Below are 22,049 nucleotides of genomic sequence, written 5' to 3' on the forward strand. Positions count from 1 at the left end.
GCTGGTTAAGCCGCTGTTGTTCAGTTCGCTGCGTACACGCTTCGCCACAGGGCGGCGAGGGCGTCGGCGGTGTCGCGCGGACGTTCCATGATCGGCATGTGGCCGCAGTCGTCGAACACGACGACACGTTCGTTCGGCAGTCCGGCTTCGAAGACCTTCACCGAACTGACGTCGAGGACGCGGTCGTCGCGACACCAGAGCACCAGGCTCGGCATGTCCAGGGACGGCAGCGCGTCGACCAGGCCGTAGCGCTGGTCCGGTGCCTTCAGCGCTTCCATCGCCACGTTCCAGTCGTCGGCGCGGGCGATGACGCGGTCGGCGTAGACGTTAAGGACCGGTCTCGGCAGGAAGGGGCGGTGCTTGAACACCTTGTCGAGGAAGGCATCGAACTCGTCGCGGGTGGTGACCTTGTAGGGGTTCTCGCCGCGTTCCAGTGCGCGCATGAAGTCGTTCGCCTCGAAAGGCACGCCGGCGGCGTCGACGAAGGCGAGGCTGCGCACCTGTTGCGGGTACGCCGCTGCGAATCGGCCGGCGATGTACCCGCCCATCGAATGGCCGACGAGATCGACGCGATCGATCTGCAACGCCGTCAGCAACGCGTGCACGCGTTCGGCCTGGACCGCGGCCCGAAAGTCGCGATCGACCGGCGTCGGGCTGGCGCCGAAGCCGGGCAGGTCGGGCACGATGTAGCGGCGCGTGTCCGGCGAGTGCCGCAACACGTCGAGCCAGGTCCCGGCATCCGCCTGCAAGCCGTGCAGCAACACCACGACGTCGCCATCGCGCGGCCCGCGTTCGAGATAGCGCCAGTGCTGGCCCCCGACCTCGATCGTCGATGCACGGACGCCGGCCATCCATTCGCGCCGCGCGATCTCGGCGTCAAGCAAACGGCCGGGCACGACGAACATCGCCGCTACCAACAGCAGCGCAGCAACGCCACCGATCAACAGCAGCCCGGTGAATGCCCGACGCAGCATGCGCTTCATCGTCGATCAGCGCTTCAGTCCGAGCAATGCATCGACCGTGTTTTGCGCGATCGGATGCAGTCCCGGACGTGCGGACGTGTAGACGTCGATGGCCCAGGCCTTGTTCTCCGGCGACTTCGCGAGTTCCGTCCAGAGCGGCACCATCAGCTTGCGGCGCCCGATCTCGATCAGGTGCGCACGCAGCGCATCGCGCATCGGCTGATAGTTCGCGCGGATGCCGGCGAGGAACCAGCGCATCGTGATCTCGCGGTTCTGGCGTTGCGTCAGGCCGTAATGGGCGTCGAGGTCGGCCATCTTCGCGGCGTCGGCTTTCTCGGCAAAGCCGTTGAGAAAGTGCACCCACTCGCCAGTCACCCAGGTCGTCGCATTCAACGCCGCGGCGTCCTTCCTGCCAGCGACGAAGTCGGCGAGCACGCCATCGATGGCTTCCAGCTTCGCCGAGTGCGCGAGCAGGGCATCTTTCGGTACACCGGGCTGATGCAGCCAGACATCGAGGTCGGCGCGATGGATCGGCGCATCCTTGGCATCGAGCAGATGCGTGCCGAAGAAGTCGAGGAACTGCTCGGTCGACACCGACTGGAAGGCGTGATCGTCGAACCAAGCGCGCACGACGGCGTCGAACTTGTCGCGCCCGAAGCGCTTCTCGAGCGTGCGCAACATCCACTCGCCCTTCTGGTAGGGCACGCCGCTGAACGCTTCGTCGGGGTCGCGACCCTTCAAGTTCAGCACCAGGTGCTGGTCGATGGCCGGCAGTTCCTTGAGTTCGGCGAGCAGTTCCTGCTGGCCGACGACCTGATCCATCAAGGCCTGATCGACACCGAACACGGCCTCGACGATCCGATTTTCGACATAGCTGGTGAAACTCTCGTTGAGCCAGAGGTCGCGCCAGGTGCCATTGGTCGCGAGGTTGCCCGACCAGGAATGGGCGAGTTCATGCGCCACGACGTTGACCAGCGACTTGTCGCCGGCGATCAGGGTGGGTGTCAAGAACGACAGGCGCGGATTCTCCATGCCACCGAACGGGAACGAGGGCGGCAGCACCAGCATGTCGTAGCGACCCCAGCGATACGGGCCATAGAGCTTCTCGGCTGCGGCGATCATCGCCTCGATGTCTTCGAACTCCTTCGCGACCGCGTCGAGGCGACCCGGCTCGGTCCACACGTACGAACGCGGCCCGACCTGCTTCGAAGCGATGTCGCCGGCGGCGATCGCGAGCAGGTAGGACGGAATCGGCTGCGGCATGTGGAAGCGGAAGCCGGACTGGCCGTCGCTGCCGGGTTCGTTGTCGGCACTCATCACGACGCGAATGCCCTCCGGCGCGGTGACGCGGGCGCGATAGGTGAAGCGCACCGAGGGCGTGTCCTGCAGCGGCGCGAAGCTGCGCGCATGAATCGCCTGGGCTTGAGAGAACATGAAGGGCTTCTGCTTGCCGAGCGTCTGCGCCGGTTCCAGCCATTGCAGACCGGAGGCTTCGGGCGCGGTGTGGTAGTAGACGCGCACCTTCGGCGCGGCATCCTTCAAGCGAATGGTCAGGTGCGAACCGAACTTGGCGTCGCGCTTCGCCAGCGCGAACGATGCGTTCGACCAGGAGCCGTCGATGCGCTGTGCCGTCACGCGCTCGATCGTCAGGTCGCGCGTGTCTAGATCGAGCCGCCGGGCCTCCGGCTTGCGCCAGTCGAGGTTCAGTTCGGCGAAACCGGCGAGCTGCCGCTTTTCGAACGACACATCGAGGTCGAGATAGACGTGCTTGATGCGCACTTCATCAAGGTGCGCATAGGAATGCTCGTCGCGCGCCGACTCCGCACGGGCCGCCGTGATCGGCCCCACCGCCATCAGCAGGGCCGTCAGGCCCACAAACAGGTTCCGCATGATCCGTCTCCAGCAAAGAGACGGCGAGTTTAGCGCGACAGGATCAGCGCGTTGTCACGCTGGGTCACGCCCGATACCCGCTGTGGATCGCGACGATGCCGGCGCTGAGGTTGCGGTAGTCGCAGCGGTCGAGGCCGGCGTCCTGCATCATCGCCTTCAGGGCTTCCTGGTTCGGGTGCTTGCGGATCGATTCGGCCAGGTACTGGTAGCTGTCGGCGTCGCCGGCGAACAGCTTGCCGAGGCGCGGCAGCACTTCGAACGAGTGCAGGTCGTAGAGCGGGCGCAGCAGCGGCTCGGCGACCTCGGAGAACTCGAGCACCATGACCTTGCCGCCCAGTTTCAGCACGCGCCGCATCTCGCGCAGCGCGGCGGCCTTGTCTGTGACGTTGCGCAAGCCGAAGGCGATGGTGACGGCATCGAAATGGCCGTCCGGAAACGGCAACGCCTCGGCATTCAAGCGCACGTAGCGGAGATTGCCAACGAGGCCGCGGTCGGTGAGTCGATCACGGCCGACGCCGAGCATTTCCGCGTTGATGTCCCCAAGCACGATCTCGCCTTCATGGCCGACGCGATCGGCGAGCAGGGCGGCAATGTCGCCGGTGCCGCCCGCGAGATCGAGCACGCGCGCGCCACGCTTGACGCCGCTGGTCGCAACGAAATGGCGCTTCCACAAGCGATGGATGCCGAACGACATCAGGTCGTTCATCAGGTCGTACTTGCCGGCGACCGACGTGAACACGCGGCCGACCAGCTTTTGCTTTTCGTTCCAGTCGACGTCGCGATAGCCGAAATCGATCTTCTTCTGTGCGTCAGTCACGGATTCACCTCGACCGGGATTCTAGCGGAGCGCGGCCGCTCGTCCGGCAGGAAACGGATCAACAACTCGTTGAGCAGGCGGCGCCCATCGGCCGTGGGCTGGAAGCGATCGGGATCATCCACGAGCAGTCCGTCAGCGACGGCGCGCGCAATGATCGGCGCGATCGAAGCTGGATTGAGCCCGGTTCGCTGCGCAAAGAGTGCGGCTTCGACGCCGTCGACCAGGCGCAGCGCGTTCATCATGAATTCGAAGGCGAGTTCGCGCTCCGGAATCGGCGCCATGGTCGCCAGCCGGTCGGACAGAGCGGCCTTGGCCAAGTAACTCTTCGGCGTCTTCAGCTTGGCGGTGCGGACGATGCGACCGCCGTCGCTGAGCTTGCCGTGCGCGCCGGCGCCGATGCCGAGATAGTCACCGAAGGTCCAATAATTGACGTTGTGTCGGCAGCGATGCACTGCCTGCGCGTAGGCCGACGTCTCGTATTGCGGGAAGCCGGCTTCGGCCAGTCGCGCCTGGCAGGCGTCCTGCATGTCCCAGCCCAGTTCGTCGTCCGGCAGCGGCGGCGGCTTTGCGGCGAACACGGTGTTCGGTTCCAGCGTGAGCTGGTAGTGCGACAGATGCGTAGGCTGCAACGCGAGGGCGCGCTCGACATCGTGCAAGGCGCCATCCAGCGTCTGCTCCGGCAGCGCGTACATCAGGTCGAGGTTGATCTCGCCGATGCCGGCGTCCTGCGCTTCCTTGACCGCGCGCTCCGCTTCCGCCGCGCCGTGGATGCGGCCGAGTCGCGCCAGTTTGTCGTCGTCGAAACTCTGCACACCAAAGCTGATGCGGTTGACGCCGGCGCGCAGGTAGCCGTCGAAGCGGCCGTGTTCGACCGTGCCCGGATTGGTCTCCATCGTGACTTCGGCGTCGTCGACGAATTGCAGGCGTTCGCGGCAGTCGTCGAGGATGCGCGCGATCAGGTCGGGCGCGAACAGGCTGGGCGTGCCGCCGCCGAAGAACACCGAGACGATCGGGCGATCGCGTACGAATGCGAACTGCGCGAGGTCAGCGTCGAGATCGGCGAACAGCGCGTCGACATAGGCGCGATGCTGTTCCGGGCCGCGTTGCTCGTGCGAGTTGAAGTCGCAGTATGGACATTTGCGCACGCACCACGGGATGTGGATGTACAGCGCGAGCGGCGGAGTGACGATCGCCATCTCAGCCGAACGGCCAGCGCTTGCGCAATGCGGCGAGTGCCTGCGCGCGATGGCTGATGCGGTGCCAGTGTTCGGACGGCAGTTCCGCTGAACTGCAGCCGAGTTCCGGCACGAAGAAGATCGGCTGGTAGCCGAAGCCGTTGCTGCCGCGCGGCGCGTCGAGGATGCGGCCTTCGATCATGCCTTCCGCGATGAGCGGCTGCGGATCGGCAGCGTGGCGCAGCAGCACGACCACGCTGTAGAAGCGAGCGGTGCGCCGTGACTCGGGCACATCGCGCATCTCGTCCAGCACGCGAGCGATGTTGCGCAAGGCATCGCCGTGGACACCGGCGTAATGCGCGGAGATCAATCCGGGCGCGCCGTCCAGCGCGTCGACGATCAGGCCGGAATCGTCGGCCATCGCCGGCAAGCCACTCAATGCGCTCGCCTGGCGCGCCTTGAGGATCGCGTTTTCGACGAAGGTGGTACCGGTCTCGTCCGCTTCCGGAATGCCGAGCTCGCCCTGCGCGACGAGGTCGACCGCCATGTCCGCCAGCACGTGGCGGATTTCTGCGAGCTTGCCCGGGTTGCCGGTGGCGACGACGATGCGCATGGCTCAGCGTGCCAGCGCCTCGCGCTGGTGAGCGTGCAGTTCACCGATCCCCTTGCCGGCCAGCACGAGCAGGGCGTCGAGTTCGTCGCGACGGAAGGCGTGGCCTTCGGCCGTGCCCTGCAGTTCGATGAAACCGAGTGCATCGTTCATCACCACGTTCATGTCGGTCTCGCAAGTCGAATCCTCGGCGTAGTCGAGGTCGAGTACCGGCGTGCCCTTGAAGATGCCGACCGAGATCGCGGCGATCTGGCCGTGGATCGGATCTGTCTTGATCAGGCCCTTCTTCATCGTCGCGCGCACCGCATCGACCAGCGCCACATAGGCGCCGGTGATGGCGGCCGTGCGCGTGCCGCCGTCCGCTTGCAACACGTCGCAGTCGAGCGTGATCGTGCGTTCGCCGAGTGCCTGACGGTTCACGACCGCACGCAGGCTGCGGCCGATCAGGCGCTGGATTTCCAGCGTGCGCCCGCCCTGCTTGCCGCTCGCCGCTTCGCGGTTGTTGCGCGAGTTGGTGGCGCGCGGCAGCATGCCGTATTCGGCGGTGACCCAGCCTTCGCCCTTGCCGCGCAGGAAGCCCGGCACCTTTTCTTCGACACTGGCCGTGCACAGCACCTTGGTATCGCCGAAGCTGACCAGCACCGAACCTTCGGCGTGGCGCGTGTAGTGGCGCTCGAGGGTGACCGGACGTAACGCGTCGGCGGCGCGACCACTGGGGCGAAGGACGGTGCTCATGGGCGCGAATCGCTTGGGAAAAAAGGGCGCGGAGCGTAACATGGCCGCCCTTACGCGAAGGACAGCCCGATGATCCGCAGCATGACCGCCTATGCCAGTGCTGAAGGCCCGAGTGCGCGCGGGCGCCTCGTGTTCGAGCTGCGCTCGGTCAACCATCGTTTCCTCGAAATCGGGTTTCGACTGCCGGAGGAATTCCGTGCCCTCGAACCGAAGCTGCGCGAACGCATCGAGAAGCGCGTGTCGCGCGGCAAGGTCGATGTCGCGATGCGCGCGCGCGCGGCCGTCGCGAATGATGCGTTGAGCCTGAACACGGTCCTGGTCGAGAACCTGCGCCAGATCGAGCAGCGACTGTTGCTGGCCTTTCCGGAATCGCGGCCACCATCGCGCATGGAAGTGCTCGCCTTTCCCGGCGTGATCAATGAGCCCGAGATCGACAACGCCGTGCTCACGGAGGAAGCGCTGAGCCTGTTCGATCACGCGCTGGACGACTTCGTCGCCACCCGTTCGCGCGAGGGTGAACGACTGAAGATTGCCCTGGTGGAGCGTCTGGACGGTATCGCGGCCATCGTCGTGCAGGTGCGGCAATGGCTGCCGGACATCCGGGCCGGCCTGCGCCTGAAGTTCGAGGCGCGGATCGCCGAGCTGAAGCAACCGCTCGATCCCGGACGGCTCGAACAGGAGCTCGTGCTGGCGTTTCACAAGCTCGATGTCGATGAAGAAATCGATCGCCTCGGCGCGCACATCGCCGAGGTGCGCAGCCGACTCGATTCACCCGAGCCGATCGGTCGCCGTCTCGACTTCCTGATGCAGGAGTTCAACCGCGAATCGAATACGCTCGGCTCCAAGTCGATCGACACCCGCACCACCCAGGCCTCGGTCGAGCTGAAGGTGCTGATCGAACAACTGCGCGAACAAGCGCAGAACATCGAATAACAGGAGCAGACGATGCCCGGTTCCCTGTTCATCGTCGCCGCGCCCTCGGGTTCCGGCAAATCGACGCTGGTGAATGCCTTGTTGGCGAAGGAACCCGGCATTTCGCTGTCGATTTCCTACACCTCGCGCGGGCCGCGTCCGGGGGAGGAAGATGGCAAGCACTACCACTTCGTGACGCGCGAGAAGTTCGAGGAAATGGCCGGCGAGGGCGAATTCTTCGAATACGCGATCGTGCATGGCGATCTGAAGGGCACGGCGCGGCAATCGGTGGAGCCGTTGCTGGCTTCGGGCCAGGACGTGTTGCTGGAAATCGACTATCAGGGCGCGCAGCGGGTGCGTGCCCAAGTGCCCTCGGCGGTCAGTATCTTCATCCTGCCGCCGTCGCGCCTGGAACTGGAGCGACGCCTGCGCACCCGCGCCAAGGACACCGAAGCCACCATCCTTCGTCGCCTGGCCGATTCGCGCAAGGAAATCGCCCATGCCTGGGAATTCGATTACATCGTCGTGAACGAAGTCTTCGACACCGCCCTGGCCGAGATCAGCACCATCGTGCGCGCCACGCGCCTGCATCGGCGCGTGCAGCAGCAGCGCCTGAAGGGCCTGGTCGACAGCTTGATAGCCTGAACGGCGGCCATATAAATCAATGGGTTGGCGTTCTGACGTGGTGCGTGACATTGCCCGGAGTGCGGCACACTGCTAGCCTGCGCGGCCGTTTTTCCCCGTTTACGCGATTTTTCAGGAGTGGCCCATGGCCCGCATCACCGTCGAAGACTGCCTTGAAGTGGTCGACAACCGTTTCGAACTCGTGCTGATGGCGACCAAGCGCGCCCGTCAGATCGCCAAGGGCGCGGAAGCGCTGATCCCGGCGGAGAACGACAAGCCGACGGTACTGGCGCTGCGCGAGATCGCCGGTCGCCACATCAACCTGGACATGCTCAATGAGATCGAGCGTCAGGAACGCGAGCGCGCCGAGCGCGAAGCGCTGGAGTGGGCGGCGCAGGAAGTGGCCGACGACGATCTGTCCAAGGGTGCCGACGATCTCTGATCGTCGACTCCACGAAGTTCTGCAACACTCGGCTCCCCTGTTCTTGAATTGAGGAGCCGCACCAGTGACCGAGGCGACCGTCCGCGAACGTGCAGACGTGGCCGCCGGCCTTGCGGCCCACTGGCAGGCGCTTGACCAGAAGCTGGCCGAATACCTGACGCCCGAAGCGCGCTCCAAGGTCGAGCGCGCTTTTCGTTTGGGGGCCGCCGCTCATCACGGCCAGACGCGCAAGTCGGGTGAGCCCTACATCACGCATCCGCTCGCGGTCGCCGGCATCCTGGCCGAAATGCGCCTCGATACCGACGGGCTCTGCGCGGCGATCCTGCATGACACGCTCGAAGACACCCTGGTGTCGCATGCCGAGCTGGCCGCGCAATTCGGCGAGGACGTGGCCGAGTTGGTGGACGGCGTCACCAAGCTCGACAAGGTCAAGTTCCGCAGTCGCCAGGAGGCGAATGCCGAGAGCTTCCGCAAGATGATGCTGGCGATGGCGCGCGACCTGCGCGTCATCCTGATCAAGCTCGCCGACCGGTTGCACAACATGCGCACGCTGGACGCCATGAGCGACGAGTCGCGGCGCCGCATCGCCCTGGAAACCCTCGAGATCTACGCGCCGATCGCGCAGCGCCTGGGCATGAACGCGATCAAGGCCGAGCTGCAGAATCACGGCTTTGCCGCCTACCATCCCTTGCGCCACCGCGTGCTCGAAGATCACCTGCGCCAGCTCAACGGCAATCGTCGCGATGGCGTCGCGAAGATCCAGCAGACCATTGCCGCCAAGCTCGACCACGAGAGCATTCCGGCGCGATTGGTATCGCGGGTGAAATCGCCGTATTCGATCTATACGAAGATGAAGACCGAGCACAAGACGCTGGCCCAGGTGCTGGATGTCTATGGTGTGCGCGTCGTGGTGCGCGAGACCATGCAGTGCTACATGGCGCTCGGCGCGGTGCATGGGCTGTTCAAGCCGGTCGATGGCCGGTTCCGTGACTTCATCGCGATGCCGAAGGCGAACGGTTACCAGAGCCTGCACACGGTCTTGTTCGGGCCGGGCGGCACGCCGATCGAAGTGCAGATCCGCACCGAGGACATGGACCTGCTGGCCGAACGTGGCATCGCCGCACACTGGGCCTACAAGAGCGAAGGGTCGGCGGGCAACAATGCCCAGTCGCGCGCGCGCGAGTGGGTCGCCGGGCTGGTCGATGCGCAATCGCGTTCCGATACGTCGATCGAGTTCGTCGAACACGTCAAGGTCGACCTGTTTCCGGACGAGGTCTACCTGTTCACGCCGAAGGGCGACATCCTCGCCCTGCCGCGCAATGCCACTGCGCTCGATTTCGCCTATGCCGTGCATACCCACGTCGGCGACCACGCGGTGGCGGCGCGCGTCGACAAGAAGCTGGTGCCGCTGCGTACGCGCCTGAGCAGCGGCCAGTCGATCGAGATCATCACCGCGGCGAGCGCGCAGCCGCAGATCGGCTGGCTCGAATTCGTCGTCAGTTCGAAGGCGCGCAGCGCGATCCGCCATGCGCTGAAGCACATGCAGCATGAGGAGTCGATCGAGATCGGGCACCGCCTGCTGGATCGCGCGCTGGAAGTCCTCGGTGCCTCGATCGAACAGATCCCGGCACCGATGCTCGATGCCTATCTGCAGGAACACCGGCTGCGCCGACTGGAAGACCTGCTCGCCGAAATCGCGCTCGGCAACCGCATGCCACAACAAGTCGCGCATGCGCTGGTGCGCGATGCCGTGACCCTGGATCTCGGCACGATGGCGCGTGGCCAGGACAAGATCCTGATTTCGGGAGCAGAACGCGGTGTCGTCTCGTTCGGCAACTGTTGCCATCCCTTGCCCGGCGACGACATCGTCGGTTACCTGTCGGCCGGCAAGGGCATCGTCGTGCACCAGGCCGAATGCCCGAACATCCCGGAGTTCCGCAAGAATCCTGACCGTTTCGTGGCCATCGCCTGGGACCGCGAGATCAGCGGCGACTTCAAGGTCGCGCTGAAAGTCGTGGTCGACAACAAGCCGGGCGTGCTGGCGACGGTGGCCGCGGCGATTGCCGAATGCCAGTCGAACATCGATACGGTCGAATATCAGGAACGTGACCTGCGCACTGCCGCGATGCTGTTCGTGATCGAAGTGAAGCACCGCAAGCACCTGGCCGAAGTGTTGCGGCGATTGCGGCGCGCGCCGGTGGTGCACGCCGTCAGTCGTTACGTCGGCTGAGACCGGTTAGCATCGCCTTCTTGGATTCGACCGAAATCGATTCGGGAGTGAAACATGCGGGACATCATCAGCACCGACGGCGCACCCGCCGCGATCGGCACCTATTCGCAGGCCGTGAAGTGCGGCCCGACCGTGTATCTGTCCGGCCAGATCCCGCTTGATCCGGCCACCGGCCAGATGGTCGAAGGTGCCATCGAGCTGCACATCCGCCGCGTGTTCGACAATCTGCGCGCGCTCTGCCTGGCCGCTGGCGGTGATCTCGAACACATCGTCAAGCTCAACGTGTTCCTGACCGACCTGTCGAACTTCGGCGAGGTGAACCGCATCATGGCGGAATACTTCTCGGCGCCGTATCCGGCCCGTGCGGCGATCGGGGTTGCGGCGCTGCCGCGTGGTGCGCAGGTCGAAATGGATGCGATCGTTGTCCTGGATTGATCGGGCATGAGCGATGCCGCGTCGCGACCGCTGGCTGATGTGCGCGGTGTCGGTCCGGCCATTGCCGAGGCTCTGGCGCGACTGTCGTTGCATGCGCTGTCGGATTTCTGGTTCCACTTGCCGTTGCGCTACGAGGATCGCACGCGCATCGCCGCCATCCGTGACCTGCGTCCGGGCGAGAGTGCGCAGGTCGAGGCCGTCGTCGACGCGGTCGAGCGCGGATTTCGCTTCCGGCCGATGTTGCGCGTGGTGGTGTCCGATGACAGCCGCGCGACGCTGACCCTGCGCTTCTTCCATTTCTCGAAATCGCAGGCGGAAGGCTTTCTGCCGGGCTTGCGTCTGCGCATCTACGGTGAGGTGCGCGAGGGTGCCAACGGTCTCGAGATCGTGCACCCGCGTTACCAGCGGGTGCAGCTGGACACGCCACTGGATTCCACGCTGACGCCGGTCTATCCGGCGACGGAAGGCGTCGGCCAGACGACCCTGGTCCGGCTCGCGAGGCTGGCGCTCGCGGCCCTGCCCGACGACACCGTTCTCGATGTGTTGCCGGAGTCGCTGCGGCGCACCGCACATCTGCCCAGTCTCGGCGCCGCGTTGCGCCTTGTGCATGCACCGGCCGGCGATGCCGACATCGCGCGGCTGATGGCGCGCACGCATCCCGCGCAGCAGCGGCTCGCCTTCGATGAACTGCTCGCGCACCAGATCGGCATGCGCAAGTTGCGTCGCCATCTGCGCGCGATGCCGGCGCCGAAGATCCGACATGACAAGGCCAGACGTCGCGCGTTTCTCGAGGCCTTGCCGTTCGCCCTGACGAAGGCGCAAGTCCGCGTGCTTGGCGAAATCGACCGGGACCTCGCCGCCGGCAAGCCGATGTTGCGCCTGGTTCAGGGCGATGTCGGATCGGGCAAGACCGTGGTCGCGGCCCTGTCGGCGCTCGCGGCTGCCGGTGCAGGGGTGCAGACCGCGGTGATGGCGCCGACCGAACTGCTGGCGGAGCAGCACCTGCGCAATTTCGAGCGTTGGTGCGAGCCGTTCGGACTGCGTGTGGTCTGGCTGGCCGGCAAGGTCACCGGCAAGGCACGAGCGAGGGCATTGGCGGACATCGCTGCAGGCGCCGAGATCGTCATCGGCACCCATGCGTTGATGCAGGAAGGTGTCGTGTTCGCGAACCTCGGGCTCGCGATCATCGACGAGCAGCACCGCTTTGGCGTGCACCAGCGCCTGGCGCTGCGCAACAAGGGGCGCGACGGTGCGCGTACCCCGCACCAACTGGTGATGACGGCGACGCCGATTCCCCGCACCCTGGCGATGGCCGCCTATGCCGATCTCGACGTCTCGGTGATCGACGAACTGCCGCCCGGACGCACACCCGTGACGACGGTGGCGGTGTCGGATGCGCGCCGCGACGAGATCGTCGAGCGCATCCGGATCGCCTGCGCCGAAGGTCGCCAGGCGTATTGGGTGTGTCCGCTGATCGAGGAGTCCGAGCAGCTGGAAGCCAAGGCCGCGCAGGCCACCCACGAGGATCTGCAGCGTGCCTTGCCCGATGTGCGCATCGGTCTGTTGCACGGACGCATGAAACCGCGCGACAAACAGGCCGTGATGGATGCCTTCAAGTCGGGCGAGATTCGTCTGCTGGTCGCGACGACCGTGATCGAAGTCGGCGTCGATGTGCCGAATGCGAGTCTGATGGTGATCGACAACGCCGAACGTCTTGGCCTGGCACAACTGCACCAATTGCGCGGGCGCGTCGGGCGCGGCGCGGCGGCATCGAGTTGCGTGCTCGTGTGGCAGCCGCCACTGTCGGTCCTGGCGCGCGAACGCCTCGCGGTGATGCGCGAGACCAATGATGGGTTCCGCATCGCCGAGAAAGACCTCGCCTTGCGCGGGCCCGGCGAAGTGGTCGGTACGCGCCAGACCGGCGAGATGAATTTCCGTGTCGCCGACTTGGTCCGCGATGCGGAGGTGATGCCGAAGGTGGCGCAGGCGGCCGACTGGTTGCTCGAACACGACCTGCGCGCGGCCGACGCGCTGGTCGCGCGCTGGATCGGCCAAGCCGTGGAATTTGCACAAGCATGAGGATTGAACGATGCAACGATTGCTGATCGATACCGACCCGGGCGTGGACGATGCGCTGGCCTTGTTGATGGCTTATGCGCATCCGGGCACGAAGGTCGAGGCGCTGACCATTACCGCCGGCAATGTCGGCATCCGGCATACCTTGCGCAATGCCTTGAACCTGGTCGAATTGGTGGGTGCCGACACGCCGGTATTCGCTGGCGCCAGCGATCCACTGGTGCGGCCTGCCGAGGATGCCGCATTCGTGCATGGTCAGGATGGTTTTGGCGATGTCGGCCTGCCGCCGCCGAGTCGTGCGGCCGACGTCGAGCACGCCGCCACGGCAATGGTGCGGTTGGCGCGGCAACATCCGGGCGAATTGACCTTCGTCATGCTCGGTCCGCTGACCAATCTGGCGCTCGCGCTGAAACTCGATCCCGATCTGCCGACGCGGGTGCCGCGCCTGGTGATCATGGGCGGTGCGGTGAGTGGGCGCGGCAACGTGTCGCGCACCACCAGCGAGTTCAACATCCATTTCGATCCCGAGGCCGCGGCCGTGGTGTTCGATGCGTGGCCGCAATTCGAGCTGGTGGACTGGGAAGCCACCCTGGCGCACGGCATTCCGTTCGCCGATCTGGCGCGCTGGCTGGCGGCGGACAGTCCGCGTGCGCGCTTCTACGATGCGATCTCGCGCAAGACCCGCGACTGGATGCAGGCCTGCCGCAACAACACCTACTGGCATGCGGCCGATGGCTTGGCGATGGCGGCGGTGCTGGATCCGGCGGCTGTCGAGTGCTGGGAGACGCGCTCGATCAAGATCGAGCTCGACGGCGCGCTGACCCGTGGCATGACCGTGGTCGACTGGGCCGGGCGGATGAGCTGGCGGGTGCAAAGTCGCATCCTGATGCGCTACCGACTCGACCGCTTCGCAGGACTGATCCAGTCGGCCTTGGCTTGATCCTTGAATTGCAAGGGAAAAACACATTCCCTGAATGCTTGGGGACGAATAATCTTGCCAAGACCCCCCGGCGTGGCTACGATGCGCCTCTTTTTTGCGGCCGGTTCCTCGCCATGAAAGCTGACATCCATCCGAAATACAACGAAGTCGTGTTCCACGACGTCACGGCCGATTTCAAGTTCCTGACTCGCTCGACCATCACGAGCAAGGAAAAGACGACTTGGGAAGACGGCAAGGAATATCCGCTCGTGAAGCTGGAGCTCTCCTCGGCGTCGCACCCGTTCTACACGGGCAAGCACAAGATCGTCGATACCGGCGGTCGTCTCGAGAAGTTCCGCAAGCGTTACGCGGGCAAGTAATTCGTCCAGCGCAGGATCGCGCTGCACGGGGCTGACCGACGCCGTGGCCGAAAGGCCGCGGCGTTTGTCTTTTCGGCCTTTGCAAAACCACGTGCCGCGATGCGGAAATTTCAAACGCGCGTGCGATAATCGGCCGCGAAACGAACGAAGGAGTGTCCCGTGTCCGACCACAGCGTGCAGATCACCGACAGCACCACCAGCAAGTCCGCCACCCTGCCGGTCGTGTCCGGCCAGCTTGGTCCTGCGGCGATCGACATCGGCAAGCTGCACAAGGAAACCGGGTTGTTCACCTACGACCCCGGATTCATGTCCACGGCGAGCTGCCGCAGTGCGATCACCTACATCGATGGCGATGCCGGCGTGCTGATGTACCGCGGCTATCCGATCGAGCAGCTCGCGAAACATTCGAACTTCCTCGAGGTCGCCTACCTGCTGATGAACGGCGAGTTGCCGAACGCGCAGCAGTTCTCCACGTTCGAACACGAAGTCACGCATCACACGATGATGCACGAGGCGGTAAAGAGCTTCCTCGGCGGCTTCCGCCACGACGCACATCCGATGGCAATGCTGTGCGGCATGATCGGCTCGCTGGCGGCGTTCTACCACGACTCGCTCGATATCGACGACGCGGAGCAGCGTCGCCTGGCTGCAGTACGCCTGATCGCCAAGGTGCCGACGATCGCGGCGGCCTGCTACCGCTATTCGATCGGCTGGCCGAACCGCTATCCGCGCAACAATCTCGACTACTGCACGCGCTTCCTGCACATGATGTTCGAAGTTCCGTCGGAGCCGCTGGTGCTGCCGCCGGTGGCAGCGAAAGCGCTGGATTTGCTGTTTATCCTGCACGCCGACCACGAGCAGAATGCGTCCACGTCGACGGTGCGTCTGGTCGGTTCGACCGGTGCCAACCCCTATGCCTGCGTCGCTGCCGGTATTGCGGCACTGTGGGGGCCGGCGCACGGTGGAGCGAACGAGGCGGTGCTGACCATGCTCAACGAGATCGGCAGCGCTGATCAGGTGGGCAAGGCCGTCGAGAAGGCCAAGGACAAGAACTCCGGTTTCCGGCTGATGGGCTTTGGTCACCGCGTCTACAAGAACTTCGATCCGCGCGCGACCATCATTCGCGAAATGTGCCATCAGGTGCTGAACGAACTCGGCGTGCACGATCCTCTGCTCGATGTCGCGATGAAGCTGGAAGAGGCGGCGCTGAAGGATCCGTATTTCATCGAGCGCAAGCTGTATCCGAACGTCGATTTCTACTCGGGCCTGATCTACAAGGCGCTGAAGATTCCGACCGAGATGTTCACCGTCATGTTCGCGATCGCACGCACGGCCGGCTGGGTCGCACACTGGCTCGAACAGAACGTCACGCCGGATGCGAAGATCGGTCGTCCGCGCCAGGTCTATGTCGGTTCGCCGGCGCGCGACTACGTCGATCTCGCCAAGCGCTGATTGCGGTCCGCGGGTTGTCCAGAGAGGCGGCGTCAGCCGCCTTTTTGTTTGGCGATCAAGTCGCGGACGGCATTGATCGACGCCCGCTGCATCGGCGTATCTGCAGTACGCGACAACGGCGCCTGGCGCAGATGCATTCGCGGCAACAGGGTCAGGTCGATGGTGGTCTCGTCGGCATCGAAGCGCAGCGCCGGGAACTCGGCGCTGTGCTCGCGCGACAGGCGCAGTACGCGATCGTCCTCGTCGTAGGGAATTTGCCGGTCGTCGAGAAAACGCAATACTTCGGATGGATCGTCTTCGAACAAATGCAGGCAGACGGCTGAATGCGCGTCGGCCGTGCCTTCGAGCACGGCGCCCACCAGTCGCGGTTCGAATTGCGCGAGGAAGGTCATGGCTTCGACAGCAACCTTGCGCAACTCCAGCAACCGTTGCGGTTGCGATTGCGACTGGAACAGGCGCTGGTAATCGCGCAGCGCGGCCTCGATCTCGCGATTGGTCGGCAGATCGCGTTCGTCGCGCGCGCCGACGCGTTCCGCCGCCTTGCGTTTCGCGGCGCCGTAGTCGCGAACGCCGTGCTCGGCCATGAGGCGCGCCGCCTCCTGGGCGAGGCGAACACGCAGGTCGCTGTCGTGGCGGCTCATCGGCGGCTCAGAACAGGTCGATGCCCTGTTGTTCCGCGTCCTGTTGCTCGGGGCTGTTTTCATCGACCACGGACAGTCGCATCAGGTCCTCGGTCTTGAAGAATTCGACGATGCCGCCTTCGCTGCCTTCCGCAAGCAGGTTGCCCGCACCATTGATGTGCGCCGTGGTGATGCCGTTCGGAACCACCAATTCCATTTCGGGAACGCCGTCCAGCGCCACGCGCATGAAATCGATCCAGATCGGCAGTGCGGTCTGTGCCGCGAATTCGCGGTCGCCGAGTGAGGAGAAGTCGTCGTGGCCCATCCAGACGGTGGCGACCAGCGCCGGATTGAAGCCGGAAAACCAGGCATCCCGATAACTGTTGGTGGTGCCGGTCTTTCCGGCCAGATCGTTGCGCTCGAGCACCATGGCGCCGCGGCCGGTGCCGCGCTTGACGACATCGCGCATCACGCTGGTGATCAGGAAGGCGTTGCGCTCGTCGATGACGCGTGGTGCGAGCGGGCTTTCTGCGGTTTTTGCCGGGCCAGCGATTTCCGGAGTAGTCGGTGCGGGAGCGGTTTCGGGCAGCGCAGAGCTGCCATTGAGCATCGCCGAAAGATCATCGGCGCTCGCTGCGCCGCCGTCATCGCTGCCAGCAATGCGGGCGATGCATTCGCGGCAAGCCCGTTTGGGCGTGGCAGTGTAGATCGCGTTGCCGGAATCATCCTCGATGCGTTCGACGCTGTAGGTATCGACCAGATAGCCGCCGTTCGCGAACACCGAGTAGCCACGCGCCATGGCCAACGGCGGCAGGGACGATGTGCCCAGCGCCAAGGACAGATTCTGCGGCAACGATTCCGGCGGGAAGCCGAAACGCTGGATGTATTCGCGCGCAAAACCGATGCCGACGGCATCCAGCAAGCGCACCGAGACCAGATTGCGCGACAGAACCATCGCTTCGCGCAGGCGCATCGGACCGAGAAACTTCTCGTTGTCGTTCTGCGGCTTCCACACGCCGCCCTCGGACGATGGATCAGCGAACGCGAGCGGCGCATCGTTCACGATCGAGGCCGGATTGAAGCCGCGTTCGAAGGCCGCCGCGTAGACGAAGGGCTTGAAGCTCGATCCGGGTTGGCGGTTGCTCTGGGTCGCGCGATTGAACTTCGACAAGGTGAAGCTGAATCCGCCGGTGATGGCGCGAATGCTGCCGTCCTCGGGATCGACTGCGGTCAACGCGGCCTGCACGCGCGGCAGTTGCGAGAGATGCCAGACGCCCTCGCCATCGCGCGCGATGCGAACGACATCGCCCGCGGCCAGTGCTTGCGACACTTCCTTGGGCTTGGGACCCAGTGCGCCGGTCTCGCTGCGTGGTCGCGCCCATTCCACCGCCGGCAGGTCGAGCAATACGACCTGGCCATCGGCAAGGATGACGGACGCCGATTCGGCGTCGCTGGCGGTCACCAGTCCGGGCATCAGCCCCGAGACCGAGCGGTAAGCACCGACTGCCGCACGACGGTCCTCGACAGTGGTCAGCGTCGCCAGGTCGAGGCGCGCTTCCGGGCCGCGGAATCCTTTGCGCTGGTCGAATGCGAGCAGGCGGTCGCGAACGGCGGCATTGGCTGCCTCCTGCAGTCTGGAGTCGACGGTCGTGAACGCCTTGTAGCCGTTGTTCAGCGCGTCGGCGCCAGCGCGCTCAATCACCTCCAGGCGCACCATCTCGGCGAGGTAAGGCGCGTCCAGCTCGATCGCCGGCTCATGCGGAAATGCATGGTTCGGCTCCGCTTGCGCAGCGCGCATCTGTTCCGGCGTGATCACCCCGATCTCGGACATCCGTTCAAGAACATAGTCGCGGCGAATCAGCGCACGCTCCGGATTGGTCAAGGGGTTGCCGCTGGACGGGAACTTCGGAATCGAGGCCAACATCGCCGCCTCGGCCAAATCGAGATCCGCCAGCTTCTTTCCGTAGTAGAACTCGGCGGCCGCCGCGATGCCGTAGGAGCGGTAGCCGAAGAAGATCTTGTTCAAGTAGAGCTCAAGGATCTCGTCCTTGCTGAGTTCGCGTTCGAGACGCAGTGCCAGAAAAATCTCGGCCACCTTGCGTGTCATCGAATATTCGTTGCTGAGGAAGAAGTTGCGCGCGACCTGCTGGGTGATGGTGCTGCCACCCGGCACGCGGCGGTCGTCGGTGGTCGCCAGCAGCCAGACCGCCCGCACGATGCCGCGCCAGTCAATGCCGGGGTGTTGATAAAAACGGGCATCCTCGATGGCGAGGAACGCATTCCGGACCATGATCGGCACTTCGCTGATATCGACCGGCGTGCGTTTGGTCTCGCCGAACATTGCGATCAGCTTGCCGTCCCGGGAGTAGACCCGCAGCGGGACTTGCAGCCGGACGTCGCGGATCTCGGCCGCCGTGGGCAGGCGCGGCTCGACCATCCAGTAGGCCACGGCGATCGCCGCGACCCCCAGCAGAAACCCGGTCAGGCCGAGAATCAGGCCCCATTTCAGCATGCGTCGAATCAGGCGTTTCACCGCGACAGACCTACGTTTGACCAAAAAGAACGCGAGTATAGGAGGCATTGCCAAGGATTCAGCCCGGGAGTAGCGTCAAGTTCACGATTCAAGGGGCCAATTCGGGGGCTGTTGCCAGTTGGTTAAGTTTGGGATTTAATGTATCTACGCATGAACCGCTCGTAAGAGCCCGTGGGAAGGGGAAAAAGTGTGGGACTGTTCTCAGCAAGTACACCTCCTTTGATCGGCGTGGACATCAGCTCCACAGCGGTAAAGCTGCTGCAATTGTCACAGGCGGGCGGCCGCTATCGCGTCGAACACTATGCGGTCGAGCCCTTGCCGCCGAATGCGGTGGTCGAAAAGAACATCGTCGAAGTCGAGGCGGTGGGTGAGGCAATCAAACGCGCATTTGCGCGTAGCGGCGCCCGGACCAAGTTCGCGGCGGCATCGGTCGCCGGGTCGGCGGTGATCACCAAGATCATCCCGATGCAGGCCGACTTGTCCGAGGACGACCTCGAAGGCCAGATCCTTGCCGAAGCCCAGCAATACATCCCGTATCCGCTTGAGGAAGTCAGCCTCGATTTCGAAGTGCTGGGGCCGGTCAAGGACAACCCGGAACTGATGAATGTGCTGCTGGCCGCGTCGCGTACGGAAAACGTCGATGTCCGCGTTGCCGCGCTGGACGTCGGCGGTCTTGCCGCGAAAGTGGTCGATGTCGAGGCGTTTGCAATGGAGAACGCCTACAAGCTGCTTTCGGATCAGCTCAGTGTTCCGAAGGACGCGACCGTTGCTGTAGTCGACATCGGCGCAACCATGACCACGCTGTCGGTGCTGAAGAACCAGCGCACCATCTATACCCGCGAACAGGTGTTCGGCGGCAAGCAGCTCACCGATGAAGTGATGCGGCGCTACGGTCTTTCCTACGAGGAAGCCGGCATGGCCAAGCGCCAAGGTGGTTTGCCGGAGAGCTACGAGATCGAGGTGCTTGAGCCGTTCAAGGAGGCGATGGTTCAGCAGATCAGCCGATTGCTGCAGTTTTTCTTCGCCGGCACCGAGTTCAGCAAGGTCGACCAAGTCGTGCTCGCGGGTGGCTGTGCCTCGATTCCGGGCGTCGCGGAGATGGTGGAGGAGCAGATCGGCGTGCCGACCATCGTCGCCAACCCGCTGGCCGGCATGAGCTTGTCGAATCGCGTCCAGGCGCAGACGCTGGCTCAGGATGCGCCGGCGCTGATGATCGCCTGTGGCCTCGCACTCAGGAGCTTCGACTGATGGCCAAGATCAATCTATTGCCGTGGCGCGCAGAGCGACGCAAGCAGCGCGAACGCGAGTTCCAGACCATGCTCGGGGGCGCCCTGATCGTGGGCTTGATCGCTGTCTTCGTGGCCATCTTCCATTGGGATGGTCTTAAGGAGGACCAGACCCAGCGCAACCAATTGCTGGAACGAGAAATTACCGCACTCGATGCCAAGATCAAGGAGATCGAGGCGCTGCAGCAGACGCGTGAACAGTTGCTGCAGCGCAAGCAGATCATCGAGCAGCTTCAGTCCAGCCGAACCCAGATGGTGCACATGTTCGACGAGTTGGTGCGGACCTTGCCCGATGGGGTGCGTCTGACGTCGCTGAAGCAGAGTGCCGATTCGATCGAAATCGAGGGCATGACTCAGTCTTGGGCCCGAGCTGCGCAATACGTCCGGAACCTCGAGAAGAGCGAGTGGATCCGCAAGCCGGACGTCAAGATCATCGACTCGACGACGCCCGACAAGGCCGCCCGCTATCGCTTCTCGCTGACGGCCAATCTGCGCAAGTCCGAAGACGAGAAGGCCGATGCGCAAGAAGGTGAAGTCGACCTTGCCGCGCCGCTCAATGCACAGGCGGGAGGTGCGCAGTGAAACTTTCCGATATCAACAATCTGGACGCCAAGAACTACGGTTCCTGGCCGATGCCGGTCAAGTTTGTGGCTGCACTGCTCTTGTTCGTGGTCGTCCTGGTTGCCGGCTATTTCATGAAGATCAAGCCGGCCAATGACGAGCTCGACATCTTGCGTGCGAAAGAACAAGAGCTGATCAGCGTATTCACCGAGAAGCAGGGCAAGGTCGTCAATCTCGAGGAATACAAGAAGCAGCTTGAAGAAATGCGCGAGTTGTTGCGACAAATGATCCGCCAGTTGCCGAGCAAGACCGAGATGCCGGACTTGTTGATTGATATCTCGCAGACAGCGCTTTCGTCCGGCATCGACAACGAGTTGTTTGAGCCTGGACCGGAAGTGGCGAAAGAGTTCTATGCGGAAAAGCCGATCACGCTGCGCATGAAGGGCAGCTACCACCAGTTCGGTGCATTTGTGAGCGGTGTCGCTTCACTTCCGCGCGTGGTGATCCTGACCATGCATGACGTGTCCTTGACGCCGGGCGGAGTGCAGCCCGGACGGACTCCTGCTGCGCCGGTTTCCAGCGGAACGCTGGTGCTGGAGGGCACGGTGAAGACCTATCGCTACCTGGATGACGAGGAACTGTCTTCAATGGCCTCTGACGCCGCACCGGTCAATGGCGCGGCACCCGCGCCAGCCGCCCCAGCAACGCCGCCGGCGCAATGAGGAGGAGTTCATGGGGAATTTCATCATGAAATATCAATTCTCGGTCCGAATCGCCGCGGTCGTATCGGTGGCGTTGCTTGCCGGGTGCGCCAAGGGCACGCGTGATCTGGAAGAGAAGTTGGCGGAAATCAGATCGCGCCAAGGTGCGCCGGTCGATCCTTTGCCGGCGATGCGGGAGTTCCCGCCGTTTCCATACACGGCTTACGATCTTCGAGACCCCTTTGCGCCGTTTTCCGAAGATGAAAACGCGCCGTCGGGTGGTGGGGCCGGACCCAAGCCCGACCCGGATCGCCCCAAAGAGTATCTTGAGTCCTATCCGCTCGACAGCCTCGATATGGTCGGCACGCTTGGCGTGATCGACGATTTGACGGCGCTGTTGAAAGACCCGGATGGTGTGGTGCACAGGCTGCGGCCGGGCAACTACATCGGTCAGAACGATGGTCAGATCACCGCCATCTTCGAAGACCGGATCGAACTCGTCGAATTGGTTTCCAACGGCAATGGCGGCTGGATCGAACGTCCCGCGTCGATCGCGCTGGACGATGAATAATCAGGAGTGGCACGCATGAGCACACACACGATCACGCAACGGTACGCGCAGATCCCCGGCGCCGGCTTGCTCACGACACTCGGTCGAAGGGTCATTGTCGCGACACTGACGCTTGCTT

21 protein-coding genes are annotated in these 22,049 nt (G+C 64.1%); 13 read left to right on the plus strand and 8 right to left on the minus strand.

What is annotated here, in order from left to right; all coding sequences use genetic code 11:
- Positions 1-20: 20 nt before the first annotated feature.
- The 6 genes from IPP28_04095 to rph form a co-directional block, all read right to left on the minus strand.
- Positions 21-983 (minus strand): alpha/beta fold hydrolase, encoded by a 963-nt coding sequence (locus tag IPP28_04095; protein MBL0040232.1) that lies wholly within the window; start codon positions 981-983, stop codon positions 21-23.
- Positions 984-989: 6 nt separating this feature from the next.
- On the minus strand, positions 990-2,852 hold the full coding sequence (locus IPP28_04100) for a M1 family metallopeptidase (protein MBL0040233.1): 1,863 nt from the start codon (positions 2,850-2,852) through the stop codon (positions 990-992).
- A gap of 64 nt (positions 2,853-2,916) precedes the next feature.
- Complete coding sequence (gene ubiE / locus IPP28_04105) at positions 2,917-3,669, minus strand: bifunctional demethylmenaquinone methyltransferase/2-methoxy-6-polyprenyl-1,4-benzoquinol methylase UbiE (GenBank protein ID MBL0040234.1); 753 nt, start codon at positions 3,667-3,669, stop codon at positions 2,917-2,919.
- On the minus strand, positions 3,666-4,865 hold the full coding sequence (gene hemW / locus IPP28_04110; GenBank protein MBL0040235.1) for a radical SAM family heme chaperone HemW: 1,200 nt from the start codon (positions 4,863-4,865) through the stop codon (positions 3,666-3,668). The genes ubiE and hemW overlap by 4 nt, the downstream gene beginning before the upstream one ends.
- A gap of 1 nt (position 4,866) precedes the next feature.
- Positions 4,867-5,457, minus strand: coding sequence for an RdgB/HAM1 family non-canonical purine NTP pyrophosphatase (gene rdgB / locus IPP28_04115; protein ID MBL0040236.1), 591 nt, complete (start codon positions 5,455-5,457; stop codon positions 4,867-4,869).
- Positions 5,458-5,460: 3 nt separating this feature from the next.
- A complete protein-coding gene (gene rph / locus IPP28_04120; GenBank protein MBL0040237.1) occupies positions 5,461-6,189 on the minus strand; it encodes a ribonuclease PH in 729 nt (242 codons plus the stop codon).
- Positions 6,190-6,258: 69 nt separating this feature from the next.
- Between rph and IPP28_04125 the strand changes: the two genes are divergently transcribed.
- From IPP28_04125 to IPP28_04165, 9 genes are all read left to right on the plus strand, one after another.
- Complete coding sequence (locus IPP28_04125; protein ID MBL0040238.1) at positions 6,259-7,122, plus strand: YicC family protein; 864 nt, start codon at positions 6,259-6,261, stop codon at positions 7,120-7,122.
- A gap of 12 nt (positions 7,123-7,134) precedes the next feature.
- Positions 7,135-7,746 carry a guanylate kinase gene (gmk, locus tag IPP28_04130; protein MBL0040239.1) on the plus strand — a complete coding sequence of 204 codons (612 nt, stop codon included), beginning with the start codon at positions 7,135-7,137 and terminating at the stop codon, positions 7,744-7,746.
- Positions 7,747-7,870: 124 nt separating this feature from the next.
- The gene (rpoZ, locus tag IPP28_04135; protein MBL0040240.1) at positions 7,871-8,167 is read left to right on the plus strand and encodes a DNA-directed RNA polymerase subunit omega; all 297 of its coding nucleotides are present in this window, start codon (positions 7,871-7,873) and stop codon (positions 8,165-8,167) included.
- A gap of 64 nt (positions 8,168-8,231) precedes the next feature.
- Positions 8,232-10,397: a bifunctional (p)ppGpp synthetase/guanosine-3',5'-bis(diphosphate) 3'-pyrophosphohydrolase gene (locus tag IPP28_04140; GenBank protein ID MBL0040241.1), complete on the plus strand. Its 2,166-nt coding sequence runs from the start codon at positions 8,232-8,234 to the stop codon at positions 10,395-10,397.
- 54 nt (positions 10,398-10,451) lie between these two features.
- Positions 10,452-10,832 (plus strand): RidA family protein, encoded by a 381-nt coding sequence (locus IPP28_04145; protein ID MBL0040242.1) that lies wholly within the window; start codon positions 10,452-10,454, stop codon positions 10,830-10,832.
- A gap of 6 nt (positions 10,833-10,838) precedes the next feature.
- Positions 10,839-12,911 (plus strand): ATP-dependent DNA helicase RecG, encoded by a 2,073-nt coding sequence (recG, locus tag IPP28_04150; GenBank protein ID MBL0040243.1) that lies wholly within the window; start codon positions 10,839-10,841, stop codon positions 12,909-12,911.
- Between the two features lie 10 nt (positions 12,912-12,921).
- On the plus strand, positions 12,922-13,848 hold the full coding sequence (locus IPP28_04155; protein MBL0040244.1) for a nucleoside hydrolase: 927 nt from the start codon (positions 12,922-12,924) through the stop codon (positions 13,846-13,848).
- Positions 13,849-13,961: 113 nt separating this feature from the next.
- A complete protein-coding gene (locus IPP28_04160) occupies positions 13,962-14,207 on the plus strand; it encodes a type B 50S ribosomal protein L31 (protein MBL0040245.1) in 246 nt (81 codons plus the stop codon).
- Positions 14,208-14,366: 159 nt separating this feature from the next.
- Positions 14,367-15,659: a citrate synthase gene (locus IPP28_04165; GenBank protein ID MBL0040246.1), complete on the plus strand. Its 1,293-nt coding sequence runs from the start codon at positions 14,367-14,369 to the stop codon at positions 15,657-15,659.
- A 32-nt stretch (positions 15,660-15,691) separates the two neighbouring features.
- On the opposite strand, the gene IPP28_04170 is transcribed toward IPP28_04165, so the two are convergent.
- The gene (locus IPP28_04170; protein MBL0040247.1) at positions 15,692-16,300 is read right to left on the minus strand and encodes a hypothetical protein; all 609 of its coding nucleotides are present in this window, start codon (positions 16,298-16,300) and stop codon (positions 15,692-15,694) included.
- 7 nt (positions 16,301-16,307) lie between these two features.
- On the minus strand, positions 16,308-18,791 hold the full coding sequence (locus IPP28_04175) for a penicillin-binding protein 1A (GenBank protein MBL0040248.1): 2,484 nt from the start codon (positions 18,789-18,791) through the stop codon (positions 16,308-16,310).
- A 210-nt stretch (positions 18,792-19,001) separates the two neighbouring features.
- Here IPP28_04175 and IPP28_04180 point away from each other — a divergent pair, with 210 nt between their 5' ends.
- From IPP28_04180 to IPP28_04195, 4 genes are read left to right on the plus strand one after another with little or no spacing between them, the layout of a single operon-like run.
- Positions 19,002-20,060 (plus strand): pilus assembly protein PilM, encoded by a 1,059-nt coding sequence (locus IPP28_04180; protein MBL0040249.1) that lies wholly within the window; start codon positions 19,002-19,004, stop codon positions 20,058-20,060.
- The gene (locus IPP28_04185; protein ID MBL0040250.1) at positions 20,060-20,680 is read left to right on the plus strand and encodes a PilN domain-containing protein; all 621 of its coding nucleotides are present in this window, start codon (positions 20,060-20,062) and stop codon (positions 20,678-20,680) included. Before IPP28_04180 ends, IPP28_04185 begins: the two co-directional genes overlap by 1 nt.
- A 50-nt stretch (positions 20,681-20,730) precedes the next feature.
- On the plus strand, positions 20,731-21,381 hold the full coding sequence (locus IPP28_04190) for a type 4a pilus biogenesis protein PilO (protein ID MBL0040251.1): 651 nt from the start codon (positions 20,731-20,733) through the stop codon (positions 21,379-21,381).
- Between the two features lie 25 nt (positions 21,382-21,406).
- On the plus strand, positions 21,407-21,931 hold the full coding sequence (locus tag IPP28_04195) for a pilus assembly protein PilP (protein MBL0040252.1): 525 nt from the start codon (positions 21,407-21,409) through the stop codon (positions 21,929-21,931).
- Positions 21,932-22,049 lie beyond the last annotated feature (118 nt).

The organism is Lysobacterales bacterium, assembly GCA_016721845.1.
Taxonomy (GTDB): Bacteria; Pseudomonadota; Gammaproteobacteria; order Xanthomonadales; family Ahniellaceae; genus JADKHK01.

Coding starts and splice junctions, on each gene's coding strand:
- IPP28_04095 (MBL0040232.1), bottom strand. CDS start 983: ATGAAGCGCATGCTGCGTCGGGCATTCACCGGGCTGCTGTTGATCGGT.
- IPP28_04170 (MBL0040247.1), bottom strand. CDS start 16,300: ATGAGCCGCCACGACAGCGACCTGCGTGTTCGCCTCGCCCAGGAGGCG.
- IPP28_04100 (MBL0040233.1), bottom strand. CDS start 2,852: ATGCGGAACCTGTTTGTGGGCCTGACGGCCCTGCTGATGGCGGTGGGG.
- IPP28_04175 (MBL0040248.1), bottom strand. CDS start 18,791: ATGCTGAAATGGGGCCTGATTCTCGGCCTGACCGGGTTTCTGCTGGGG.
- IPP28_04195 (MBL0040252.1), top strand. CDS start 21,407: ATGAAATATCAATTCTCGGTCCGAATCGCCGCGGTCGTATCGGTGGCG.
- rdgB (MBL0040236.1), bottom strand. CDS start 5,457: ATGCGCATCGTCGTCGCCACCGGCAACCCGGGCAAGCTCGCAGAAATC.
- IPP28_04190 (MBL0040251.1), top strand. CDS start 20,731: ATGCCGGTCAAGTTTGTGGCTGCACTGCTCTTGTTCGTGGTCGTCCTG.
- IPP28_04145 (MBL0040242.1), top strand. CDS start 10,452: ATGCGGGACATCATCAGCACCGACGGCGCACCCGCCGCGATCGGCACC.
- rpoZ (MBL0040240.1), top strand. CDS start 7,871: ATGGCCCGCATCACCGTCGAAGACTGCCTTGAAGTGGTCGACAACCGT.
- rph (MBL0040237.1), bottom strand. CDS start 6,189: ATGAGCACCGTCCTTCGCCCCAGTGGTCGCGCCGCCGACGCGTTACGT.
- hemW (MBL0040235.1), bottom strand. CDS start 4,865: ATGGCGATCGTCACTCCGCCGCTCGCGCTGTACATCCACATCCCGTGG.
- IPP28_04160 (MBL0040245.1), top strand. CDS start 13,962: ATGAAAGCTGACATCCATCCGAAATACAACGAAGTCGTGTTCCACGAC.
- recG (MBL0040243.1), top strand. CDS start 10,839: ATGAGCGATGCCGCGTCGCGACCGCTGGCTGATGTGCGCGGTGTCGGT.
- gmk (MBL0040239.1), top strand. CDS start 7,135: ATGCCCGGTTCCCTGTTCATCGTCGCCGCGCCCTCGGGTTCCGGCAAA.
- IPP28_04125 (MBL0040238.1), top strand. CDS start 6,259: ATGATCCGCAGCATGACCGCCTATGCCAGTGCTGAAGGCCCGAGTGCG.
- IPP28_04155 (MBL0040244.1), top strand. CDS start 12,922: ATGCAACGATTGCTGATCGATACCGACCCGGGCGTGGACGATGCGCTG.
- IPP28_04185 (MBL0040250.1), top strand. CDS start 20,060: ATGGCCAAGATCAATCTATTGCCGTGGCGCGCAGAGCGACGCAAGCAG.